We start from the raw sequence: 12403 nt of genomic DNA, 5'->3' as shown, positions 1-12403 counted from the left end.
GATGACCGAGATCACGGAGAACCCGGTGGTACCCGCCGTGGCCCGTCCAGGCCGACGCGTCGCAGAAGGATCTACGCCGGCGGTGGCGGGTAGCGGTGGATCTCCGCCCGATGTCCGGTCGCGCCGGCGAACGTGGCGTCGTCGGTGAGCAGCGGCACGCCCAGCAGCTCGGCGAGGACCACGTACATACCGTCGTAGGCGGTGAGGTTATTGCGCAGTTCCAGCACTCGCCGTTGCAGCGGCAGCATCGGATGCCGGACGATCTTAAGCTGGGCGTAGCGCTCCAGCATGATCTGAGCCCGCTCTTCCGAGATGCGTACCTCCGGCTTGCTGGTGATCGCATGTCCGCGCACCACTGAGGTGATCTCCACGTCGATCAGCGCGGGGGCGTGCAGCCTGCGGGCCAATCGCTGACGGAGCAGGTCGTCGCCCTTCACGTTCGCCAGCAGGCGGAAGACGATCGAGGCGTCGACGACCAGGCTCACCGGCGGCCCTCACGCAGCGTCTCGCGGACGAAGTCGGGATCGTACGGCACCGGCTCGTCGGCGGCGATCCTGGTCATCACCTCGTCCGGCGTCGGGGTGGCCGCCTCCTCGTTCAGCAGTTCACGCACGTACGCCGTCAACGACTTGCCCTCACGCTCGGCCCGCATCTTCAGCGTCCGCTCGGTCTCCTCGGGCACATCCCGAATCTGTATGATGGACATGCATGCACTGTAGCATGCAGATTGCATGCTCGCATGGCGAGGTGGCCTCACCGTTCGGATCGGCCCTGGGATCCATATCGGCCTCCGTCGCGGCACCCGGAAAGCGGCCGCCCGGGGGCGGGCGGGCCGGAGGTGCCTGCCGGTACGGCAGGCCGGTCCACGGCAATTATCCGGCAAAGCGGATAATCCTCTTATATGCCAACAAAAGCGGAGTGTCGGCGAAATGGGGTGGATGCATGGGCGGTAGCGCGGCGGTGACCGCCTCCCCGGGCCCCGAGCGGATGCTGGTGGGGCTGTTGCGGGCCGGTCACCTGGCGGCTTGGGAGCAGTTGCCGGACCTGGTCGCCGAGCACGCCGCGTCCGCGGGCCTGGAGGAGGTGCTGATCTACCTGGCGGACCTGCAGCACACCGTGCTGCGCCTGCTGACCGGTGAGGGGCTGAGCGGCGGGGAGAGCGCGTGCGAGGAGATCACCGAGCTGAGAGTCGACGCCACCTTGGCCGGGCGGGCCTTCCAGGAGATCCGGCTCCTGGCCGGAACCGAGACGGGCGGCGAGGGCGGCGAGGGCGGCGAGGGCGGCGATGAGAATGTGCGGCGGTGGTGGGTGCCACTGCTGGACGGCACCGAACGCCTGGGAGTGCTTCGTGTCGGCGTCAAGGACGGCTCCGACGCCCAGGGCCGGGACAACATGCGCGATCTGGCGTCGCTGGTGGCGCTGCTGGTGGTCGACAAGCGCCCCTGCAGCGACTCCTACGCCTGCCTGGTGCGTACCCGGCCGATGCACGTGGCCGCGGAGATGCAGTGGACGTTGATGCCGCCGCTGACCTTCGCCGACCACCGGGTGAGCATCGCCGCGGCACTGGAGCCGGCCTACCAGGTCGGCGGGGACGCCTTCGACTACGCCCTGACCGGCGATGTCGTCCATCTGGAGATCTTCGACGCGATGGGCCACGACGTCTCGGCCGGGCTGACCGCCAACCTCGCGGTGGCCGCCTGCCGCAACAACCGCCGCCAGGGCGCCGACCTGGCCACGAACAGCCAGGCCATCGAGCAGACCCTGATCACCGAGTTCGGCCAGGGCACCCGTTTCGTCACCGCGATCCTGGCCGACCTGAACACCCTCACCGGGGTGATCTCCTGGGTCAACCGCGGCCACCACCCGCCGGTGGTGATCCGCGGCGGCCGCTGGGTCACCACACTGGAATGCCCGCCGGCCCACCCGCTGGGCCTGGACCTGGGCCTGCCGATCATGACGTGCCACACGCAGCTGGAGCCCGGGGATCGGGTGGTGTTCTACAGCGACGGCGTCACCGAGGCCCGCAACGCCGCCGGCCGGGAGTTCGGCCTGAGCCGTTTCGTCGACTTCATCATCCGCCACACCGCCGACGGCCTGCCGGCGCCCGAGACCCTGCGCCGCCTGGTGCGCGGCGTGCTGAACCACCACGACGGCCGTCTCCAGGACGACGCCACGGTGTTGATGCTGGAATGGCACGGCAACGCCCGCGAACGGGTGCCTCCGGCGGGCGCGGCGCCCGAATCGGTGATACCGGCCCTCGGCTGACGGATCCTCGGACCGTCGAGGCATCGGGACGCTCGCCGGCTGCCCTTGGAGGCTCTGGACATCGCGCCCGCGAACCCCGGGATACCGATGATCACGAATCCGACCCGGGTGAGATTCGTTCCGCCGGCCGACCACCGTCACCCGCGCCTGGGGCGACGGTCCCGCGTCCGGTCCCGAGCGGCCCGGCTCCTCCGAGCGGGCCGCGAAGGACAGGACGCCCGTATCCGAACGGGTTCATGAGAGTGACGCCCTTCGGCCGGATGAACGCCCATCTTCTGTTCATGGAATACAAAAGCGGTTACTCTCGGGGAATTAACTCGGATCGGTCGGAATCGCCTGCGATTCTCACGGCCGGTGGGCCTTCCGCTGGGGAGTAGAGGTGGCGATGACGCGCTGGTTGGGCCAGTTGCTCGCGCTGGTCGTCGTCGCCGGCGTCGCGCTCACCGTCCTCGCGACCCCCGCGTCCGCGCACGGCCAGCTCGCGATGTCGACGCCGGCCAAGGACAGCACGGTGACCGAGCCGCTGGAGTCGCTCGCGCTCTACTTCACCGAACAGCCGGCCTCGAACGCGTACTTCTCCGTCACCGCCCCCGGTGGTGCCCGCGTCGACCGTCCGTGGTCGCACGGGGAGCCCAAACGCCTCGACGAGCCGGTCACGGAGTACAACCTCGTGGACGGCACCTGGCAGCCGCAGCTCTACCACACCGGGTTCCCGGCGACCGTCCCGGTCGCGTACTGGCCGGAGCAGGGCCTGTACGTCGCCCGTTACGTGTCGATCGCCTCGGACGGCGAGAAGGTCACCGGAGAGGTCAGGTTCACCTACAGGGGCAGGACGTCGAAACCGCCCAAGGGCTGGAAGGCCCCCACGAACGAGCCCGACCCCGCGTTGCTCGGCCCGGCGGAACCCGGCGCCACCGTACCTTCGGCCGGAGCGGCCGCCCCCGCCGTCCCGCGGAGCACACCGCAGGGCACGCCGTCGGCGTCGTCGGACGCACCCCGGGCCGCCCCGGGCTTCGACCTGTCGGTGTGGCTGCTGCCCGCCGCCCTGGTCGCCGGCGCGGGGTTCATGGTGCTGCGGGCGGCACGGCGGCCATCGCCGTCGTCCCGTGACGCGGAGGTCCGGCGGCGTCCCGCCGGGCCGCCGGCGGGGACGTCCCGGGGCCGATCCGCGACCGCGCCGCGCGGCGCCAAGGCGGGCGGGAGAGCCAAGCGACGCTGATCCGCCGCCCGCCCCGGCCCCGCGGCCACCACGCCGCCGTCGTGCCGACCCCGCCGTCATACCCGCCGCCATGTCGCCGCCATGCCGCCGTCATGCCGGCCCGCGTACCGATCCGTCGCCCTCCGCGCCGGCCTGACCCCACCCCCCAGGAGAAGTCATGACGCCCCCCTCCGACCGCCGCCGCCCGCTGCTCGCCGCGCTCGCGCTCGGCGTGACCCTGCTGACGGCCCTGCCGGCGGTCACGGCCTGCGGCTCGCCCGCCCCGCCCCCCGCCCCCGGCGCCTCGGCGGTCAAGGAGATCACGGTGACCATCGCCGGGCGGCAGGTGACGCCCCCGCCCGGACGGATCGACGTGGCCAAGGGCCAGACGGTACGGATCACGGTGACCGGTGACGCGGCCGACGTGGCGCACGTCCACGGCTACGACAAGGCGGCGGACCTGAAGCCGGGCACCCCCGCGACGATCGAGTTCGTCGCGGACCGGGACGGCCTGTTCGAGGTCGAGACCCACGGCTCGGAGCTGCAGTTGTTCCAGCTCGTGGTGCGCTAGGCCGGCGTGATGCTCCTGGCTCACGGCATCGGCGGCCGGCAGGACCTGCCGATCCCGTTCTCGGCCGCGCTGACCGGCGCGATCCTCGCCCTGCTGGTGTCGTTCGTGGCGCTGGGTGCCCTGTGGACCGAACCGCGTCTGGGCACCGGCGTCCCTCACCTCCGCCCGCTGGCATCCCCGGTCCAGAGGGTGGTCTCCGCGCGGGCGTGGCCGTGGTTCTGGCGCGTCGCCGGGCTCGTCGCCGCGGCGTACTTCTGCGTGGGCCTGCTCTTCGGCCCGGACCGGGTCGAGAACCCCACCGCGGGGGTGTTCTACGTCCTGTTCTGGGTCGGCCTGGTGCCGCTCTCGCTGCTGTTCGGGCCGGTGTGGCCGGTCCTCAACCCGTTGCGGACGCTGCACCTGCTGGCCTGCCGGGCGCTCGGGCGCGACCCCGGCACCGGGCTGCGCCCGCTGCCGCCGGGACTCGGCCACTGGCCCGCCGCCGGTGGTCTCCTCGCCTTCGTCTGGCTGGAACTGGTCGCCCCCGAGCGGGCCACCCTGCCCGTCATCGGGGCCTGGCTCGCCGCGTACGTCGTGTTCATGCTCGGGGGGGCCGTGCTCTTCGGGTCGCGCTGGTTCGGCCACGCGGACGCGTTCGAGGTCTACAGCACCCTCGTCGGCCGGCTCGCCCCGGTGGTGAGGGGTCCTGACGGCGTCGTGACCTGGCGCAACTCGCTGGACGGCATGGCCGGGCTCCGGCCCGCGCCGGGACTGACGGTGCTGGTGGTAGTGCTCCTCGGCTCCACCATGTACGACAGTCTCTCCAACGCCCCCGTCTGGGTGCGTTTCGTGCAGGAGAGTTCGGTGCCGGCTCCGGTCATGGGGACGGTGGGCCTGCTCACCGTGATCGGCCTGGTGCTCGCGGCGTACCGCGGCGCGACCTCGCTCGCCGGCCGGTGGGGCGCGGCCAGGCCGGGGACGACGGCGGACGAGCTCGCCCACGCGGTGGTGCCGATCGCCGTCGGGTACGTGGTCGCCCACTACTACACGCTTCTCCTCCTCGAAGGCCAGCGGACCCTCTCCCTGCTCTCCGACCCGCTGGTCACCGGCGCCGACTGGCTGGGCACGGCGGGGTGGACCGTGCAGGCGGCCGGCACCTCCCCGGCCGGGATCGCCATGCTCCAGGTGACGGTGATCGTCGTCGGCCACGTGATCGGCACCGTGCTCGCCCATGACCGCGCGCTGGCCCTGTTCCCGCGGCGGACCGCCGTCATCGGGCAGATCCCGCTCCTGGTGCTGATGGTGGCCTACACGGTGGTGGGCCTGCTCCTCCTCTTCGCGGGCTGACCCGAGCCGGGCCGGCCCGGGCCGACCACCCGGGCCGGCCCGGGTCGACCCGGGCCGCCGGCCGGGTCCCGGCCCTCCGGGACCTTCTGGCGGGCGCGTCGCCCGCCTGAGATCATTCCGGGATGCCCACGCCCCCGGCGGGTCCTCCCGCCACCTCCTCCCGGCCGCCCACCCGCTCCGCGCTGGAGGGACTGCTGACGGAGGCGTTCGACGTCCCGGTGACGCTGGACCGCCTGGAGCCCCTGGCGCCGTGGTCGGTCCTGCGGGCGCACCTGGCCGATCCGGGAGCCGGGCTGCCCGCGTCGGTGATCGTGAAGTGGCTGCGCGACGACCCGGGCGGGCTGCGTGCCGATCCGCGGCAGATCGCCACCGAGCGGGCCGCGCTGCGTTTCCTCGCCGAGGACCTCGGGCTCGTGCTCGCTCCCCGGCTGCTGGCGGCCGGCGCGACGGCGCCTCTCCTGGTCCTGGAGGACCTCGCTCCCCGCGCGCCGCTGGACCGGGTGCTGCGTCACCGCGGCGCGGAACCACCGCCGGCGGGGCTGGTGTCCTTCGCGCGGGCACTGGGCGAGCTGGGCGCCGCCACGGCCGGGCACGCCGAGCTCTACCGCGCGCGGCGGTCGGAGCTCGGGCCCGCCGGCGTACGGGCGGTCCCCACGTGGCCGGACACCGACGGCTGCTGGCCGCACGCCGTGGGGCACGCCGCGGCGTTCGGCGTGCCCCTGCCGGGGCCGGCGGAACGCGAACTGACGGGGGTACTCGCGGAGATCGCCGATCCGGGGCCCTTCCTCTGCCTGACCAACGGGGACTCCGAGGCGAACAACTTCCTGGTGGCGGGCGACGACGGGCGGATCGTCGACTTCGAGTTCGCCGGCTACCGGCACACCCTGACCTCGGTGGTGTGCCTGTACGTGCCGGGTCCGGCGTGGCTGACGGTCCGCGACCCGGTCACGACCGGGCTGGAGGCGCACTACCGGCGCGCGCTGGCACGGTCCGTCCCCGAGGCGGGCGACGACCGCCTGTTCGGTTCGGGCCTGGCCGCCGCGTGCCTCACCTGGGCCGCCACGCGGCTCGTCCGCTTCCCGCGGCTCGACGCCCGTCCCCCGGGTGACCCGAGCCGCGTCCAGATGGTCTCGGTCCTGGAGAGCGCGGCGCGCGTCGCCGAGGACCACCGGGTGCTGCCCCGTCTGGCCTCCTGGGCCCGCCGGGCGGAACGGGCGCTGCGCCGCCGGTGGCCGGACGCGGACGTGGACCTGACCGCGTACCCGGCCTACGCCCCGCGCCACTGACCCCCGCCGTCAGGCGAGACCCGGCGGGGTGCCCTGGGCGGCCATGACCCGGCGCATGTCCGCGACGGCCCGCAGGGTCCCCCGCAGGGTGCCGGTCACCTTGGAGCGCCCGTCGCGCCGGAGGTAGTCGACGTCGACCTCGGTGATGCGCCAGCCGCCGGCGGCGGCCCGGAGCACCATCTCCAGCGGGTAGCCGAAGCGCCTGTCGGCCAGGCCGAGATCGGCGAGCGCGGCTCTGCGGCAGGCGCGCATCGGCCCGAGGTCGTGCACGGCGACCCCGGTACGGCGGCGCAGGCCCCGGGCGATCACGGCGTTGCCCAGCCGGGCGTGCGGCGGCCAGGCCCCGAGGGCCCTCGGCCTGCGCCGGCCGAGCACGAGGTCGCTCCGCCCGCCCAGGACCGGATCGGCGACGCGGGGGAGCTGGCGGGGGTCCAGGGAGGCATCGGCGTCCATGAAGCAGACGACGTCGGCGGTCGCGGCCAGCAGCCCGGTGTGGCAGGCCGCGCCGAATCCCGGTCGCGGCTCCCGCACCACGCGCGCGCCGAGCGAGGCGGCGATCGCGGCCGAGCCGTCGGTGGAGCCGTTGTCGACCACGAGCGGCCGGTACCCGTCGGGCATGCGCGCGAGCACCCAGGGCAGGGCGGACGCCTCGTTCAGGCACGGAAGGATCACCTCGACCGTCACGGCGCCGCTCCCAGGGGGGCGGTGGCGAACTCCCTGACGCCCTCCTCGAAGCCGATCCCGGCCCGGAACCCGAGCTCGGCGCGGGCCTTGCCGGGAGAGGCGACTATGTGGCGGACGTCCCCCAGCCGGTACTCGCCGGTGACGACCGGCGCGGGGCCGCCGCGCCCGGCGGCCAGGGCCGCCGCCAGCTCCCCGATGGTGCGCGGGGTGCCGCTGGCCACGTTGTAGGCGGCCGACGTGCCCGGGGCGACGGGAACGACGGGGTCGGCGGGAGCTGCGAGGGCGCGGGCGGCGGCCAGGTTGGCGGCGGCGACGTCGCGGACGTGGACGAAGTCGCGGCGCTGGCCCCCGTCCTCGAACACCCTGGGCGCCCGCCCCGCCTCCAGCAGGGAGCGGAAGACGGCCGCCACCCCCGAGTAGGGGGTGTCGCGCGGCATGCGGGGGCCGTACACGTTGTGGTAGCGCAGCGCCGCCGCGCGGCCCCCGGTCTCCCTGGCCCAGTTCGCGGCCAGGTGCTCCTGGGCGAGCTTGGTGGTGGCGTAGGCGTTGCGGGGGTCGGCCGGCGCGTCCTCGCCGATCGTCGCGGGGTTCAGCGGCGTGCCGCAGCGCGGGCAGGAAGGCTCGAACCTCCCCCGGCCGAGGTCGGCCTCCGAGCGCGGGCCCGGCCTGACCGGCCCGTGCTCGGCACATCCGTAGGCGCCCTCGCCGTAGACGACCATGGAGGAGGCCAGCACCAGCCGCCCGATGTCGTGCCTGGCCATCGCGGCCAGCAGGACCGCGGTGCCGTACACGTTGACCGAGGCGTAGTCGGGCAGGTCGGCGACGTCCACCCCGAGGCCGACCTTGGCCGCCTGGTGGACGACCAGGTCCGCGCCGGGCAGCAGCCGGTCCAGGACGGAGGGGTCCCTGAGGTCGTCGCCGGTCCGCAGGTCGAGGCCGCTCACCTCGTGCCCTGCCGCCCGGAACGCCTCCGCCACGTGGCTTCCGATGAAACCGGCCGAGCCGGTGACCATCACTCTCATCCGGCCGACGGTAGCGACGGCACGGCCGCCGCGGGGCTTCGCCGGCGCCGACGTTCGCAAGCCGTAAGAACCACGAGCCCGGCCGCCAGGGCGTAGGCGGCCGTGGCGGGGCCGCCCAGGTAGGCGACCGCCCCGGCCGCCGCGACGCCCAGCCACTCCGGGCGCCCGGCCATGGCCGCGAGCGCCACCACCAGGAGGGCGTACCAGGAGTAGCCGGGCGTGAGGAGCAGCATGAGCGATCCGGTGGTCAGCAGCGCGCCCTCCCAGGGACGCTCGGGGCTCCCCCGGCGCAGCACGTAGGCGACGACGGCGGCCATGACGAGCGCCACCGCGACGGGGGCCCACGCGTCCGGCACGACCAGCCGCAGCAGGCCGTAGCGCCCGCGCGCCCCCGGGTCCTCGTACCCCTCCTCCTGGAGGTAGCCGAACAGGTAGCCCAGCACGGAGGCCCGTGAGCCGAGCACGTACGGCAGGTAGGCCAGGACGACCACCAGGGCGGCCGGGACCGCGATCGCCGCGATCGCCGCGATCCGCCGCCGGTCGATCCCGGCGCGCAGCGCGCCGGCCAGCGCGCCGGGCAGGGCCAGCACGGGCAGCAGCTTGACCGCCACGGCGGCGCCCAGCAGCGCGCCGCGCCCCCGGGTCACCGAGAAGGCGAGGACCACCAGCAGCACGCCGAGGACGTCGACGTGGGCGTTGTTCACCGCCTCGACGGGTACCGCCGGGCACCACGCCCAGCAGGCGGCCGCCCGGTCCCCCCACCGCCGCCGCAGCGCCGGCAGCACGGCCACCGACAGCAGGGCGCCGGCGAGTTGCAGGGCCTTGTGCCGGACCCCGTCGGGCGAGACCACGTGCACGAGGAGGAAGTAGACCTCGGCGAGCGGCGGGTAGATGGTGTGCACGGCGGGGCGGTTGATCAGGGTTCCGCCGTCCTCGGGGAAGAGCCAGGGGTCGCGCAGGGCGGCGAGCGCGGGGTCGGCGGGCGCGTGGTCGTACGGGGAGAACCCCGCGGCCTGCACCCGCCCGTCCCAGGCGTAGCGGTAGGAGTCGGTGCTGGTGCTCGGCGGGGCGGCCAGGCCCGTGGCGGCCACGGCGATCCCCCCGGCCACCACCCAGGCGCCCGCCCGGCGGCCGGTCAGCCCGCGTGCCAGCCAGAGCGCCGCCGGGAACAGCGCCCAGGCGCACGCGTACCACCACGACAGGCCGGGCTGGCCGTGCGCCACACGGACCAGGACGGCGACCAGCGCCAGCAGGGTGCCACCAAGGATGTACCGCCTCACGCCGTTCAGCGTGCCACCGCCCGCCCCCGCCTCCGTCGTCCGGGCGGGTGGCGTAACGACCTCGTAAGAGTTGGGACGGGCCGTAAGCCATATGGTCCTGTCGTGACGCAGATCATCGTCATCGCGAAGGAGCCCGTCCCCGGACGGGTCAAGTCCCGGCTGACGCCCCCCTTCTCCCCCGCCCAGGCCGCCCTACTGGCCGAGGCCGCGCTCGCCGACACCCTGGAGTGCGTGGCGGCCACGCCCGCGGCCCAGCGCGTGCTCGCCCTGGAGGGGTTGCCCGGCCCGTGGCTGCCTCCCGGTTTCGCGGTCGTCCCGCAGCGCGGCGGCGGGCTGGACGAGCGGCTCGCCGCGGCCTTCGCCGACGCCCACCGGCTGCGTCCCGGGCCCGCGGTGCTCATCGGCATGGACACCCCGCAGGTCACACCCGCGCTCCTGCGCGCCGCCGTCGACGCCCTGTCCGGCCACGACGCGGTGTACGGCCCCGCCGCCGACGGCGGTTACTGGCTCCTGGGCCTGCGCGTCCCCGATCCCGCCCTCCTGCTGGGCGTCCCCATGTCCAGCCCCGACACCGGCCGGGTCCAGTTGGAGAGGCTGTCCGGCCTGCGGGTGTTCCACCTGCCCGAGCTCGTCGACGTGGACACCGCCGACGACGCCCACCGGGTGGCGGCCAGTGCGGCCGGGACCCGTTTCGCCGCCGCACTGCGTGAGGCCTCCGCGGGAGCGCGCGACGTGGCCGGGACCTCCGCGGGAGCGGCACGATGACGGGCCGGGCCTCCGTGGGAGCGGCACGATGATCGGTGAGGTCTACGCCGGTGCCCTCACCGGGCTGAACACCGAGATCGAGTACGCCGACGGCACCCGGGCCGCCCTGGAGGCCGCACGCTGGTTCGCGTCGATCCCCGGTGACGAGGCCATGCTCGCCCGCTGCCACGGCCTGACCCTCGACATCGGCTCCGGCCCCGGGCGGCTGACCGCCGAACTCGTCCGTCGCGGTGTGCCCGCCCTCGGCATCGACGTCACGCCGCAGGCCGTCCGGCTGACCCGCAGGGCCGGAGGGGTGGCGCTGCTCGGCGACGTCTTCGGTGAGCTGCCCTGGAACGGCCGGTGGTCCAGCGCCCTGCTGGCCGACGGCAACATCGGCATCGGGGGCCATCCCCACGCCCTGCTGCGCCGGGTGCGGCAGTTGTTGCGGCCGGGCGGCGAGGTGGTGGTCGAGGTGGCGGGACCGGCCACGGCCAGCCGCGTGGACCGGGTGCGCCTGCGCCGTCCCGGGGTGGTCGGCGACTGGTTCGGCTGGGCGGTGGTGTCGGTCAACGACATCACCCGCCTGGCCCGTGCCGGTGGCTTCACGACCGTGGAGCACCGGCACGAGCGCGGCAGATGGTTCGCCTGCCTTCGCTGACCGGCGCGCTCGGGGCCGACGCCCGCGGAGGATCTTCCGCGGCGAGGGGGCCGGGAGCCGGTCGGCGCTCCCGTCGGCCCCGTGCGGTCGGTCGCGGTCCGGGACGGGCACCATCGGAGGAGGCCGTGCGTTCCCGGGGAAAGCCCGCCCCGCTCCGAAAGGCCGTCGTGGACCTCTTCGATCGTCATGAGTACGCGATGTTCCCTCTCGGCGGCGTGGTCGTGGGTTCGCCACAGGCCTGATCATGGGGCTCGGGCGGGAACGCCGCCGCGGCCATCTCGGCTGGGTGGAGTCCCCGGGGGCGGCGGGGGTGACGGGAGCGGCGGGGTACGTGGCGGCGTGCACGTGCGGGTGGCGCGAGACGGCGCCGAGGGAGAGCGCGGCCTTCGTCCGGGCCGGGGACCACGCGGGGCGCGTCGATCTCCGGGTGCGGCCGTCGTCCGGAGGACCTCCGGGCGGAGATCACATGGGATACGGATAGGCTTCCCTTCCCGCATCATTACTCGTGGTATCCGTCCCGTCGCCCTAAGCCATGTCACTCTATGAGTGAACATTTGGGGCGAAAGGGACAGGCTCTCATGTCAGATCGTGGCCAGCAGGCGATCCCAGTCGGACAGGAAGCGGCCGAGCCCGTACCGGCCGAGCGCGGCCTCGCGCGCGGCCGACCCCGCCCGCCCGGCGCGGCCGGGGTCGGCGACGAACTCCCGCAGCGCGGCGGCCAGGGTGTCGACCCTCGTGGAGATCACCCCCGCCTCCGGCGGCACGGCCTCGACGGCCTCGGTGGTGGCGAGCGCGACGACGGGCATGCCCAGGTGCATGGCCTCGACCAGCGCCAGGCCCAGCGACGTCCAGCGGTAGGGGTGCAGGTAGACGCGCCGCCTGGCCAGCTCGGCGTGCATCGCGGCCTGCGGCAGGTCGTAGGCGGGGTAGGCGAGCCCTTCGGCCTTCATGCCGAACACGTCCAGCGGCGCGGCCCCGGCGAGCCGGGGCAGCAGGTCGGTGCCCGCCACCCGGGTACGGCGCACCGGCTCGTTGACCACGACCCCCGCCCGGGGCAGCTCCCCGGTGTAGAGGGGGCCCGGGTCGACGACGCCGTGCTCGATGACGCGCGTGGGCGCGCGGCCGTTGTCCCAGAACAGCTCGTTGAAGTGCGTCACGTGCACGATCGGGACGTCCACCCGCCCGGCCAGCGGGTGGCGGGTGTGCGGCACGTCCCCGGCCGGGGTGTTGTGCTCGACGTACACGCCGGGCAGGTCGCGGCCCAGCCACGCGCGGGCCAGCTCCATCTCGTGCGGGCGCTGGTAGATCACCACGTCCAGGGGCTCGTGGCGCAGCGCGTCCCAGCCGACCTCGCGCACGGCCTCGG

At 74.5% G+C, this 12403-nt stretch carries 13 protein-coding genes; 7 read left to right on the top strand and 6 right to left on the bottom strand.

The genetic code is table 11. The features are described from left to right. Window positions 1-71 precede the first annotated feature (71 nt). Window positions 72-485, bottom strand: a complete 414-nt coding sequence (locus AB0G16_RS37370) for a type II toxin-antitoxin system VapC family toxin (RefSeq protein WP_362815531.1) — start codon at window positions 483-485, stop codon at window positions 72-74. Next, a complete protein-coding gene (locus AB0G16_RS37365) occupies window positions 482-706 on the bottom strand; it encodes a hypothetical protein (RefSeq protein WP_362815529.1) in 225 nt (74 codons plus the stop codon). The genes AB0G16_RS37370 and AB0G16_RS37365 overlap by 4 nt, the downstream gene beginning before the upstream one ends. A 236-nt stretch (window positions 707-942) precedes the next feature. Here AB0G16_RS37365 and AB0G16_RS37360 point away from each other — a divergent pair, with 236 nt between their 5' ends. From AB0G16_RS37360 to AB0G16_RS37340, 5 genes are all read left to right on the top strand, one after another. Then, on the top strand, window positions 943-2265 hold the full coding sequence (locus tag AB0G16_RS37360) for a PP2C family protein-serine/threonine phosphatase (RefSeq protein WP_362815527.1): 1323 nt from the start codon (window positions 943-945) through the stop codon (window positions 2263-2265). 385 nt (window positions 2266-2650) lie between these two features. Beyond that, window positions 2651-3484, top strand: coding sequence for a copper resistance protein CopC (locus AB0G16_RS37355; protein ID WP_362815524.1), 834 nt, complete (start codon window positions 2651-2653; stop codon window positions 3482-3484). Between the two features lie 157 nt (window positions 3485-3641). Next, a complete protein-coding gene (locus AB0G16_RS37350) occupies window positions 3642-4034 on the top strand; it encodes a hypothetical protein (protein ID WP_362815522.1) in 393 nt (130 codons plus the stop codon). 9 nt (window positions 4035-4043) lie between these two features. Next, a complete protein-coding gene (locus tag AB0G16_RS37345) occupies window positions 4044-5360 on the top strand; it encodes a hypothetical protein (protein ID WP_362815520.1) in 1317 nt (438 codons plus the stop codon). Between the two features lie 122 nt (window positions 5361-5482). Continuing rightward, window positions 5483-6646 carry a hypothetical protein gene (locus AB0G16_RS37340; protein ID WP_362815518.1) on the top strand — a complete coding sequence of 388 codons (1164 nt, stop codon included), beginning with the start codon at window positions 5483-5485 and terminating at the stop codon, window positions 6644-6646. 9 nt (window positions 6647-6655) lie between these two features. Here AB0G16_RS37340 and AB0G16_RS37335 read toward each other — a convergent pair whose 3' ends face one another. Genes AB0G16_RS37335 through AB0G16_RS37325 form a run of 3 tightly spaced genes read right to left on the bottom strand, consistent with a single transcriptional unit; the run spans window position 6656 to window position 9632 of the window. Continuing rightward, window positions 6656-7330, bottom strand: a complete 675-nt coding sequence (locus AB0G16_RS37335) for a glycosyltransferase family 2 protein (protein ID WP_362815516.1) — start codon at window positions 7328-7330, stop codon at window positions 6656-6658. After that, window positions 7327-8352 (bottom strand): NAD-dependent epimerase/dehydratase family protein, encoded by a 1026-nt coding sequence (locus AB0G16_RS37330; protein WP_362815514.1) that lies wholly within the window; start codon window positions 8350-8352, stop codon window positions 7327-7329. Before AB0G16_RS37330 ends, AB0G16_RS37335 begins: the two co-directional genes overlap by 4 nt. Beyond that, window positions 8349-9632, bottom strand: a complete 1284-nt coding sequence (locus AB0G16_RS37325) for a glycosyltransferase 87 family protein (protein ID WP_362815512.1) — start codon at window positions 9630-9632, stop codon at window positions 8349-8351. The genes AB0G16_RS37330 and AB0G16_RS37325 overlap by 4 nt, the downstream gene beginning before the upstream one ends. Before the next feature lie 102 nt (window positions 9633-9734). Between AB0G16_RS37325 and AB0G16_RS37320 the strand changes: the two genes are divergently transcribed. Further along, window positions 9735-10397, top strand: coding sequence for a TIGR04282 family arsenosugar biosynthesis glycosyltransferase (locus AB0G16_RS37320; RefSeq protein ID WP_362815510.1), 663 nt, complete (start codon window positions 9735-9737; stop codon window positions 10395-10397). A gap of 28 nt (window positions 10398-10425) precedes the next feature. Beyond that, window positions 10426-11037: a class I SAM-dependent methyltransferase gene (locus AB0G16_RS37315; protein WP_362815508.1), complete on the top strand. Its 612-nt coding sequence runs from the start codon at window positions 10426-10428 to the stop codon at window positions 11035-11037. Window positions 11038-11618: 581 nt separating this feature from the next. Here the strand turns inward: AB0G16_RS37315 and AB0G16_RS37310 are convergent. After that, a partial coding sequence (locus AB0G16_RS37310) for a glycosyltransferase (protein WP_362815506.1) occupies window positions 11619-12403 on the bottom strand: 785 nt, incomplete at its 5' end.

The organism is Streptosporangium sp. NPDC023615, assembly GCF_040640155.1.
GTDB lineage: Bacteria > Actinomycetota > Actinomycetes > Streptosporangiales > Streptosporangiaceae > Streptosporangium.
This window is presented reverse-complemented; position numbering and strand designations above follow the sequence as displayed.

What these genes read in the sequence shown, in the direction of transcription:
- AB0G16_RS37365 (WP_362815529.1), bottom strand. Translation starts at nt 706, where the DNA reads ATGTCCATCATACAGATTCGGGATGTGCCCGAGGAGACCGAGCGGACG.
- AB0G16_RS37360 (WP_362815527.1), top strand. Translation starts at nt 943, where the DNA reads ATGGGCGGTAGCGCGGCGGTGACCGCCTCCCCGGGCCCCGAGCGGATG.
- AB0G16_RS37355 (WP_362815524.1), top strand. Translation starts at nt 2,651, where the DNA reads ATGACGCGCTGGTTGGGCCAGTTGCTCGCGCTGGTCGTCGTCGCCGGC.
- AB0G16_RS37350 (WP_362815522.1), top strand. Translation starts at nt 3,642, where the DNA reads ATGACGCCCCCCTCCGACCGCCGCCGCCCGCTGCTCGCCGCGCTCGCG.
- AB0G16_RS37345 (WP_362815520.1), top strand. Translation starts at nt 4,044, where the DNA reads ATGCTCCTGGCTCACGGCATCGGCGGCCGGCAGGACCTGCCGATCCCG.
- AB0G16_RS37340 (WP_362815518.1), top strand. Translation starts at nt 5,483, where the DNA reads ATGCCCACGCCCCCGGCGGGTCCTCCCGCCACCTCCTCCCGGCCGCCC.
- AB0G16_RS37330 (WP_362815514.1), bottom strand. Translation starts at nt 8,352, where the DNA reads ATGAGAGTGATGGTCACCGGCTCGGCCGGTTTCATCGGAAGCCACGTG.
- AB0G16_RS37315 (WP_362815508.1), top strand. Translation starts at nt 10,426, where the DNA reads ATGATCGGTGAGGTCTACGCCGGTGCCCTCACCGGGCTGAACACCGAG.